12 protein-coding genes are annotated in these 9,077 nt (G+C 75.6%); 3 read left to right on the top strand and 9 right to left on the bottom strand.

All coding sequences use genetic code 11. The features are described 5' to 3' along the window. Positions 1-32: 32 nt before the first annotated feature. From DZG00_RS08845 to DZG00_RS08825, 5 genes are all read right to left on the bottom strand, one after another. On the bottom strand, positions 33-242 hold the full coding sequence (locus tag DZG00_RS08845; protein ID WP_119455543.1) for a hypothetical protein: 210 nt from the start codon (positions 240-242) through the stop codon (positions 33-35). Between the two features lie 154 nt (positions 243-396). Then, positions 397-1,926: a cation:proton antiporter gene (locus DZG00_RS08840; RefSeq protein WP_119383177.1), complete on the bottom strand. Its 1,530-nt coding sequence runs from the start codon at positions 1,924-1,926 to the stop codon at positions 397-399. Positions 1,927-1,990: 64 nt separating this feature from the next. Further along, entirely contained in the window at positions 1,991-2,614 is a 624-nt protein-coding gene (locus DZG00_RS08835) for an alpha/beta hydrolase (protein WP_119455542.1), read from the bottom strand. Beyond that, entirely contained in the window at positions 2,611-3,588 is a 978-nt protein-coding gene (locus DZG00_RS08830) for a ring-cleaving dioxygenase (protein WP_119382198.1), read from the bottom strand. Before DZG00_RS08830 ends, DZG00_RS08835 begins: the two co-directional genes overlap by 4 nt. Positions 3,589-3,715: 127 nt before the next feature. Beyond that, a complete protein-coding gene (locus DZG00_RS08825; RefSeq protein ID WP_119455541.1) occupies positions 3,716-4,132 on the bottom strand; it encodes a DUF4190 domain-containing protein in 417 nt (138 codons plus the stop codon). 154 nt (positions 4,133-4,286) lie between these two features. Between DZG00_RS08825 and DZG00_RS08820 the strand changes: the two genes are divergently transcribed. Further along, the gene (locus tag DZG00_RS08820; RefSeq protein WP_119382200.1) at positions 4,287-5,414 is read left to right on the top strand and encodes a hypothetical protein; all 1,128 of its coding nucleotides are present in this window, start codon (positions 4,287-4,289) and stop codon (positions 5,412-5,414) included. Between the two features lie 13 nt (positions 5,415-5,427). Here DZG00_RS08820 and DZG00_RS08815 read toward each other — a convergent pair whose 3' ends face one another. The 3 genes from DZG00_RS08815 to DZG00_RS08805 all read right to left on the bottom strand — a co-directional run bounded on the left by DZG00_RS08815 (position 5,428) and on the right by DZG00_RS08805 (position 7,167). After that, positions 5,428-5,898 carry a MarR family winged helix-turn-helix transcriptional regulator gene (locus DZG00_RS08815; protein ID WP_119382201.1) on the bottom strand — a complete coding sequence of 157 codons (471 nt, stop codon included), beginning with the start codon at positions 5,896-5,898 and terminating at the stop codon, positions 5,428-5,430. Beyond that, the gene (locus DZG00_RS08810; protein ID WP_119382202.1) at positions 5,895-6,650 is read right to left on the bottom strand and encodes an alpha/beta fold hydrolase; all 756 of its coding nucleotides are present in this window, start codon (positions 6,648-6,650) and stop codon (positions 5,895-5,897) included. The genes DZG00_RS08815 and DZG00_RS08810 overlap by 4 nt, the downstream gene beginning before the upstream one ends. 76 nt (positions 6,651-6,726) lie before the next feature. Beyond that, complete coding sequence (locus tag DZG00_RS08805) at positions 6,727-7,167, bottom strand: iron chaperone (protein ID WP_119382203.1); 441 nt, start codon at positions 7,165-7,167, stop codon at positions 6,727-6,729. Positions 7,168-7,271: 104 nt separating this feature from the next. Between DZG00_RS08805 and DZG00_RS08800 the strand changes: the two genes are divergently transcribed. Further along, positions 7,272-7,541: a hypothetical protein gene (locus DZG00_RS08800; protein ID WP_119382204.1), complete on the top strand. Its 270-nt coding sequence runs from the start codon at positions 7,272-7,274 to the stop codon at positions 7,539-7,541. A gap of 67 nt (positions 7,542-7,608) precedes the next feature. Continuing rightward, positions 7,609-8,739, top strand: coding sequence for an SDR family oxidoreductase (locus DZG00_RS08795; RefSeq protein WP_119382205.1), 1,131 nt, complete (start codon positions 7,609-7,611; stop codon positions 8,737-8,739). Here the strand turns inward: DZG00_RS08795 and DZG00_RS08790 are convergent. Beyond that, positions 8,726-9,077: DUF418 domain-containing protein (locus tag DZG00_RS08790; protein WP_147359958.1), on the bottom strand; the 352-nt coding region annotated here is incomplete at its 5' end. The genes DZG00_RS08795 and DZG00_RS08790 overlap by 14 nt on opposite strands.

Genomic DNA, 9,077 nt, shown 5'->3' with positions numbered 1-9,077 from the left:
GCAGCCGCGGGGTGCGTGCCGGTGGGTGCCCCTCAGGCGGCGAGCGGGACCGCCGCGGCCCGGGCCCGGGCGATGAACGGCGCGAGGTCGATCGCGATGCTGCGCGTGCCCGCATGGCGGAAGCCGTCGGCGCTGCCCGCGAAGGCGACGCAGGCGGGATCCCCGGGGAGCGGGGCGCGCGACGCGGCCGGGGTCGGGGCGGTGGCAGCGGCGGTGGTGCGGGGGGCGACGGACACGGGCATGGGATCCTCCTGATCCTCGGCGCCCGGGCGGGCGGTGCAGCCAGGCTCGCGGACCCGCCGCACCCGCGCGTCCTCCTCGGGGCCCTCGCGGCTCGTCCCCTGGGGGGAGACGCGCGTCGTCGTCGTCGGGCGACCCGCAGGAGCGGGCGTCCGATCAGCGCGCGTCGTCCGCCTCGCGGCGGCCGAGGGCCACGTCCTCCGCGTCGATCATCCCGAGCACCGCCCGCACGGCGATCTCCGGGTACCTGCCCTCGCGCCGGGCCGCGAGGACGGCGACCCGCTCGGCGTCGATCATCCGGCGCCGCACCCGGTCGTGCGTGAGGCGCTCGGCCGTGGTCTCGGGGAGGGCGTCGTCGCCCGGTCCGTCGTCGCCGCCGTCCTCCCGCATCGCCGCGTCGCGCGCCGCGAGCCCGGCCTCGCGCGCCTCGTCGAGGAGGCGGTCGCGGTCGGATCGCTCCTGGTCGTCGGCGGAGTGCCCGAGGCGAAGGCGGCGGATGATCGAGGGCAGCGCGAGCCCGCCGACGAGGGTGCCGGCCACCATCACGAAGGCGAGGAACTGCAGCAGCTCGCGCTCCGGCGTCTCCGCGGGCAGCAGGAACGCGGCGGCGAGCGTCACCACGCCGCGTACCCCGGCGGACGACACGGCGGTCACGGTCCGCCAGGTCCACGTGCGGGCCCGCATCCGCGCGGGCCCGTGGTCGAACAGCACCTTCGCGAGCGCCACGGAGGCGAAGCGCGCGGCGGCGAGCACGGCGAGCAGCAGGATCGAGAGCCCGGCGATCGTCCACCCGTCGAGGCTCGACTCCGGCAGCCCGCGCACGATGCCGGCGAGGCTCAGCCCGATGAGGAGGAAGACGGCGTTCTCGAGGAGGAACTGGATCGTCCGCCAGTTCACCGACTCCGCGATGCGCGCCTCGGGCGACTGGATCAGCGGGGAGCGGTAGCCGAGCACGAGCCCGGCGGCGACCACGGCGAGGACGCCGGATCCGCCCAGCTCCTGCGCGGGGATGAAGGCGACGTACGGGATCGCCAGCGACAGGCTCGTGTCGAGCACGGCGGAGCGGAGGAATCGGCGCACCGCGGAGAAGAGGAAGGCGACGGCGAGGCCGATGGCGACGCCCACGAGCACCGCGACGAGGAAGCCGCCCGCGACGTCGACCGGGTGCACGATGCCGACGATCGCGGCGATGGCCGTGTTGAGCGCGACCAGCGCGGTCGCGTCGTTGAGGAGGCTCTCGGTCTCGAGGATCGACATGACGCGCCGGGGGAGCTTCACGCGGCCCGCGACGGCGGACACCGCGACCGCGTCCGTCGGCGCGACGACGGCGCCGAGGGCGAGCGCGGCGGCGAGCCCCACGGCGGGCACGAGCGCCCACAGCGTGAGCCCGAACGCGAGGAGCGTGAACACGACGACGCCCACCGAGAGCACGACGATGCTGTCCCGCCTCGCCCGGATGTCGGCGAGCGGCGTGCGGATCGCCGCCGCGAACAGCAGCGGCGGCAGCAGCCCGTAGAGCACTGCGTCCGGCTCGATCTCGATCTGCGGCACGCCCGGCACGAACGACAGCGCCGCCCCCACCGCGACGAGCGCCACGGGCGCCGACCAGCCCACCCGCCCGGCGAGCCCGGAGACCGTGACGGTCACGACGACGAAGGAGACGACCCAGGCGATGATCTCGGGCATGCGCGGCTTCCGGTCGGGGCGGGTGGGGGTGAGTCGGGTCGCGGCGCGGATCAGCCGGCGCGGATCAGCCGGCGCGGACGCGTGCGCGGGCCGCGTCGAGGTCCCGCGCGTCGAGCCCGTGCCCGCCGGGTCGCACGTGCGACGAGACGTCGGCCCCGCGGGCCGTGGCCTCGCGCACCGTCCGCTCCACGTCGACGAGCGGCGCCATGGCGTCGGCGTCGCCGTTGAGGAGCGTGATCCGCGTGCCCGCGAGGTCGGCGGCCGGCTCGCGGTCGCCGAGCGGCCAGCGGGCGGAGAAGGCGATCACGTCGGGCAGCGCCGTCGAGTGCAGCAGCGTGGTCGCCAGCGCCATGTTCGCCCCGTTCGAGAAGCCGACCGCGAGGACGGCCCGGCCCTCCAGAGCGTAGGCCGCCCGGGCCTCGGCGACCAGGTCGGCGAGCTCGGCCGCGCGCGCGACCACGTCGTCGACGTCGAAGACGCCCTCCGCGTGGCGGCGGAACCAGCGGGCGGCGGATCCCTCGCGCACGCTCCCGCGCGGCGCGAGCACGGGCTGCCCGGGCGCGAGCAGCCGCGCGAGCTCGAGGCCCTGCCGCTCGTCGGCGCCCGTGCCGTGGAGGCCGAGGATCACGGGGCCCGTGTCCGCGCCCGGCTGGAACTCGTGCGGCGTCCGGCCGAGGAGCGCGCTCACGCGACGGATCCGTCGGCCGGCACGGGCTCCTCGTCCGGCAGGCGCAGCGGCGGCACGGCGGCCTCGATGTCGGCGCGGCTGGGCTCGAGCCACGGCGGCAGGCGGAGGCTGCGGCCGAGCTCGAGCAGCGGCTCGTCGATGTCGAAGCCGGGGGTGTCGGTCGCGATCTCGAACAGCACGCCGCCGGGCTCGCGGAAGTAGATGGAGGTGAAGTACTGCCGGTCGAGGATCTGCGTCACCTGGTGCCCGCGATCCGCCAGCTCGTCGCGCCACGCCTGCTGCTCCACGCGGCCGGGCACGCGGAACGCGAGGTGGTGCACGGTGCCGCCCGCGGTGAGGCCCTGCTGCGCGCCCGGGTCGGCGACGAGGTCGACGATCGCGCCGGGCCCGCCGTCGCCCGCGGCGAAGCGGAAGCGGCCGTCGCGCTCGTCCACGAGCCGGAGCCCGAGGTCGTCGGTGAGGACGGACGCCGTGCCCGCGGGATCCCGCACGGTGAGCACCGAGGAGTGCTGGCCGCGGATCGCGTGCTCGGCGGGGACGTCGGCCGAGTCCCACGGCGCGCGCGGGTCGACGACGGAGGAGGCGACGAGGTCGATCTGCAGCCCGTCCGGGTCGCGGAGCGAGAGGCGCTCCTCCGCGGATCCGGTCGACGAGATCGACGAGGCGACGCCGACCTCGCGCAGGTGCTCCGCCCACCAGCCGAGGCTCCCGGCGGGCACCGAGAACGCCGTGGTCGTGGACTGTCCCGCGCCGACGCGGCCCGCGGGCACGCCCCGCCACGGGAAGAAGGTGAGGAGGGATCCGGGCCGGCCCTCGGTGTCGCCGTAGTAGAGGTGGTAGCTGCCGGGACTGTCGAAGTTGACGGTGCGCTTCACGAGCCGGAGGCCCATCGCGCGCACGTAGAAGTCGACGTTCCGCTGGGGGTCGCCGCCGATGGCGGTCACGTGGTGCAGTCCCTGGGTGCTGGCGGTCATGCTGCGCTCCTTCCGCGCGGCCCGGTCGGGCCATGTCCATGCAAACGCATGAGACGCGGGATCATTCCCGCGTGACGCGGGAGGGGAGGCGGATCCGGCGCCACCTCCCCTCCCGCGACCTCGCGCGTCAGTCGTCGAGGTGCGCGACGGCGTGGACCGCCTCCCGGGTGCCCGAGGACTCGCTCGTGGTGCTCGGGATGATCGCGAACGCGATGGTGACCGCCAGCGACGAGACGGCGGCCATCGCGCCGAGGGACAGGCCGGTGATCGCCATGCCCTTGCTCTGCCGGCGACGCACGGCGAGGATCCCGAGCACGACGGCCGCGGCGCCCATGACGATGCCGATCACCGGGGCCAGGCCCGCCAGGAAGGCGAGGATGCCGACGACCAGCGCGGCGATCGCCAGGCCCTGGGGACGGCCTCCGTACGGCGGCGGGCTCGAGGCGATGGGGGAGCCGGCGGGGGCGGGCGGCCCGTAGGGGCCGGGAGAAGGGGGCTGGTGCGGATCCGGGGACGGGTGTCCTGGCTGGTCGGGTGCGGTCATGCCCGCAGCCTCGCAGAGGGGCGGCCGGGCGGACACCCCTTCGCCGGCGGCGCCGTCCTCCGCCTCGCCGCGCGTGCACCCCCACTTCGCGGGCACCCGCGCTCGCCGTCGTCGTCCACGCGCCCCCCTACCCTGGATCACGAGGGGGACGCCCATGGACCTGCGCTGGCTGAGCGCGCCCGACGACGAGGTCGCGGAGGCGATGCGCACGGTGCGGCAGGGCGCCCGCCCGCGGTGGGTGCCGTCGCGGCGCAAGGTGCTCGCGCACGTGAACGACTCGCTCCTCCTCTGGGGCCTCTGCCTCGTCCTCATGTACTGGGGTGTCGTCACCGACGGCGCGGGCGACGGCACCGTCACGCCGTCGACGATCGCGGGGCTCGCGGGGGCGGCCGTGGTCCTCGCCGTCTGGTTCCTCGGATCCCGCCTCCTGCACCGGTGGGCCGCTCGTCCGCCGTCGCCGCGCGCGCGGGGGCGGGAGTGGCGGCAGCACCTCACCGCGCTCGCCAACGGCTTCGAGCCGGATCCGATGGAGGGGCCGTCGTTCCGGGCGCTGATCACCACGGAGACGACGGGCGTCGTCACGATCCCGCGGTTCCGCGCGACCGGAGTCGAGTTCGGGGTCGTGCGGCGCAAGCACGGCTCCCACCGCGGCTGGACCTACGTGGCGCTCGCCCTCCCCGTGAACCTGCCGCACCTCGTCCTCGACGCGACCGCCAACGACCGTCACGGCAGCGACCTGCCGGCCAGCGTGCTGCGGGATCAGCGCCTGTCCCTCGAGGGGGACTTCGACCGCCACTTCCGGCTGTACGCACCCGGCGAGTACGAGCGCGACGCCCTGTACCTGCTCACCCCCGACGTCATGGCCGCGCTCGTCGACGACGCGGCCGACTTCAACGTCGAGGTCATCGACCGGCGCGTCGTGTTCTTCCGCCGGGATCGAGCCGACCACTCGACGCCGGAGCCCTGGGAGGCGGCGGGCCGCATCATCGACGGCGTCGGGCGGCGGCTCCTCCGGCGGGCACGCGTGTACCGCGACGACCGGGTGCTCCTCGGCGACGCGGGTGCGGCCCCATCGCTCCGCGCGGACCGCGACGAGCAGCCGCCGGACCCGCGGATCCCGATCATCGCCGCCGACGGCCGCCGCCTCGACGTGCGGGACCGGCGCACGGGCACGCTCGGCTGCCTGGCCTGGTTCGTGTGGGTGACGTTCCGCTTCCTGCTGCTCTTCGTGCCCGCGGTCTTCGCGTTCGCGGGCTTCATGTCGATCGTGGACGGGCGCTGACGGGCTACGCGCCTCAGCTGGTCGGGGTGGCGCGGTCCGCCCGGCGCAGCGTGAGCGCGTCGAGGGTCGGGCGCCCGTCGAGGAGCAGGCGGAGCGCACCGATCGCGGCCTCTAGCTCGCGTGCATCGAGGGCCCCGCCGATCGCGTCGTGCACGGCGGCCTCGGCGGCGCGCACGTCCGCCACGCGATCCCGGCCCGCGGCGGTGAGGCGGAGCACGACGCTGCGGCGGCTGCGCGGATCCGCATCGCGGTGCACGAGGCCCCGGCGCACGAGCGCGTCGACGAGACGGCTGGGCGAGCCGGCCTCGCAGACCAGCCGCGCACCCAGCGCCGCAAGGCTGATCCCGGGCGCCTCGTCGAGCACGACGACCGCCTCCGCCTGCGCGGGCGTCAGGCCGGTGGATCCGAGCGCGGCCGCGTACGCACGCGCCCCCTCGCGCTGCGCCCCGAGGATCAGGTAGCGCAGCTCCTCGGCCGGGCTCACGCGGCGCCCGCCGGAGCGCCCGCGGCGACCTCGGCATGCACGAACGCGTCCACCGCGTCCGCGTACCGCTGGGGGTGCGTGAACCGGAGCATGTGCCCGGTGCCGGCGAGCACCAGCTCGCGAGCGTGCGGCAGCCCAATGCGGAGGGCCGCGGCCGCGGCGGGTCCGACCAGCCGGTCGTCCTCGGGCGTGAGGAGCAGCGTCGGCACGTCGATCCGGTCGAGGCGCGCCCGCACGTCGAACCCGGCGACCGCGGCCACGCGGTTCGCGTAGGCGACCGCCGGTGTGTGCACGCGGAACAGCTCCCGGTAGTCGCGGCGCTTCAGCGGGTTCGGGGCGGACGCGTCGAGGCGCGAGGCGAGCTGCGCGGCGTGGAAGCGGAGGATCCCCTGCTCGTAGGCGACGCGCGGCACGTGGCGGGCGAGCGCGGCCGCGCGGGTCTTCCAGGCGGGGGTCGGATCCGATGCGAAGCCTCCCGAGAGCACGAGCCCGGCGAGCCCGGCCGGTCGGCGGAGCGCGAGCGCGAGGCTCACAACGGCGCCGAAGGAGTCGCCCACGAGCACGTAGCTCGGGAGGTCGGCGACCGTGTCCTCGAGCGCGTCGGCCGCCTCCTCGACTGTCGTGGCGTCGTCCGGCAGACGGAGCGTGAGCGTCGGATGCGCGGCGAGCGCCGCCAGGGGGCCGAAGTCCCACGGCGCACCGGAGAAGCAGGGGACGCCGACGAGGACGGGCGGGGATGCGATAGATGACATGTCATCAATCTAGGGGCGTCGGCGCCCGCCCGGCAGCCCCCGTCGGGGGAGCGTCACGCGTCGGCCCCCGAGACGATCAGCCGCCGACGGCCCGCCGCACCAGCTCAGCCACGCGCTCCTCGTTGGCGGGATCCACCGCGGTCAGGGCGTACGAGGTCGCCCACATGGTGCCCTCGTCGAGGCGCGCCGGATCCTGGAAGCCGAGCGTCGAGTACCGCGTCCCGAACTTCGATCCCGGCTGGAAGAACACGACCGGCTTGCCGTCGGCGTCCGCGTAGGCCGGGAAGCCGTACCAGGTCTTGGGCGCGAGGCCGGGCGCGTGCTCGAGCACGATGCCGTGCAGCCACTCGGCGATCGCCCGTTCCTCGGGCGGCATCGCGGCGAACGCGTCGAGCACGCCCTGCAGCGCCGCGGCCTGCTTGTCGGCGGCCTTCTGCAGCTTCGCCTCCTCGCGCAGCTCGCGGGCCCGCTGCTTCATCGCGTCGCGCTCGTCCTTCGAGAAACCGCTGTCGGTCATGTCCGCTCCCTGCTCGGTGGTGTGACTGGAGCGTGACAGGCGGCGGGGGAGCCGACAAGCGCCCCGCGGATCCGCACCCCGGCCGGACGGCGTACCGTCGGACCATGAGCACCCACGAGCAGGACCAGCCCATCATGGACGGCGCCGGCGAGGCGACCGCGGACGAGAAGCGCGCCGGTCTCGCCGAGCAGGTCGCGTACGACCACAGGGACGACGGATCCGAGGCCATGGCCGCCGACCTCGACCGCCGCACCGAGGACGCCGGCCTCGGCGAGGGCCCGGCCGATCCGGCGGCGACGCAGGCGACCTCCACCGGCCGCGACGGCGTCGACGGCGAGGCCGACGCGGAGGTCGACGGCCCTCACCCCGCCTGACCCCGTCGACACGCCCGCGAGGAGCCGCCCGGAATGCCCGGGCGGCTCCTCGCCGTTGGGGCAGGGGATGACCGAGATCCGAGAGACCCCCGTCCCCACGCCCGCACCCTCCGCCGCCCCGCGGTCCGACGGCACCGGCCGCACGGCCCTCGTCGTCGGCGCCACCGGCATCAGCGGATCCGCGCTGGTCGACCAGCTCACCGCCGAGGGCTGGGACGTGCTCGCGCTCAGCCGCCGCGCCGGAGCCGACCGCCCGGGTGTCCGCTGGATCAGCGCCGACCTCCGCTCCGCCGACGACCTGCGCCGCGCGCTCGCCGGAGAGCAGCCCACGCACGTGTTCTTCACGGCGTGGTCGCGCCAGGCCACCGAGCAGGAGAACATCGACGTCAACGGCGGAATGGTCCGCGACCTCCTGGCCGCCCTCGACGGCGCGCCCGTCGAGCACGCCGCCCTCGTCACCGGCCTCAAGCACTACCTCGGCCCGTTCGAGGCGTACGGGCAGGGCAACATGCCCGACACCCCGTTCCACGAGGAGGAGGAGCGCCTCGACGCGCCCAACTTCTACTACGCGCAGGAGGACGAGCTGTTCGCGGCCGCGTCCCGCCAGGGCTTCACGTGGTCGGTGCACCGCTCGCACACGGTCATCGGGCACGCGGTCGGCAACCAGATGAACATGGGCCTGACCCTCGCCGTGTACGGATCCATCTGCCGCGCCCTCGGCCTCCCCTTCGTCTTCCCGGGCAGCGCGACCCAGTGGGACGGCCTCACCGACGTCACCGACGCGACGGTGCTCGCCGACCAGATGGTCTGGGCGTCCACCACCGAGGCGGGCCGCGACGAGGCGTTCAACGTCGTCAACGGCGACGTGTTCCGCTGGCGTTGGATGTGGCCGCGCCTCGCGGCGTACTTCGGCGTCGAGCCCGTCGGCTTCGAGGACGCGCCCCGCCCGCTCGAGCAGCAGATGGCCGGCTACGAGGACGAGTGGGCGCGCATCGCCCGCGAGGCCGGGCTCGCGGAGTCCGACCTGAACCGCATCGCCTCGTGGTGGCACACGGACGCCGACCTCGGCCGCGACATCGAGGTGGTCACCGACATCAGCAAGAGCCGGCTCGCGGGGTTCCACACGCACCACCGCACGCTCGACAGCTTCCTCGGGCTGTTCGACCGCTACCGCGCCGAGGGGCTCATCCCGCGCTGACCGATGCGGCGGGTCCCGCGGCCGGGCGGCCGTACGCCAGGCGGCGGATCGCCCACTCGGCGGGACCCGCCCGGCCGGCGCGCTCCAGCGCCACCGCGACCGCCACGGTGACGAGCCACACGCCGATCGCGATCAACGCGATGCGGGCGGTCCCCGCGCCCACGCCGAGCCCGAGCGACCACGGCTCCAGCAGGATCGCGAACAGCAGCGACTGCAGCAGGTAGCACGTCATCGAGCGGCGGCCCACGGCCACGAGGGCGCGGAGCACGGGACCCGGCGCCGGATCCCCGCGCCGGGCCCGCGCCGCGACCGCCCAGCCCACGAGGCCGAGCAGCCCG

This window comes from Clavibacter lycopersici, assembly GCF_003576405.1.
In the GTDB taxonomy this organism is placed as follows: domain Bacteria; phylum Actinomycetota; class Actinomycetes; order Actinomycetales; family Microbacteriaceae; genus Clavibacter; species Clavibacter lycopersici.
Note: the sequence above shows the minus strand (reverse complement) of the source record. Positions and strands in the feature narration are given on the sequence as shown.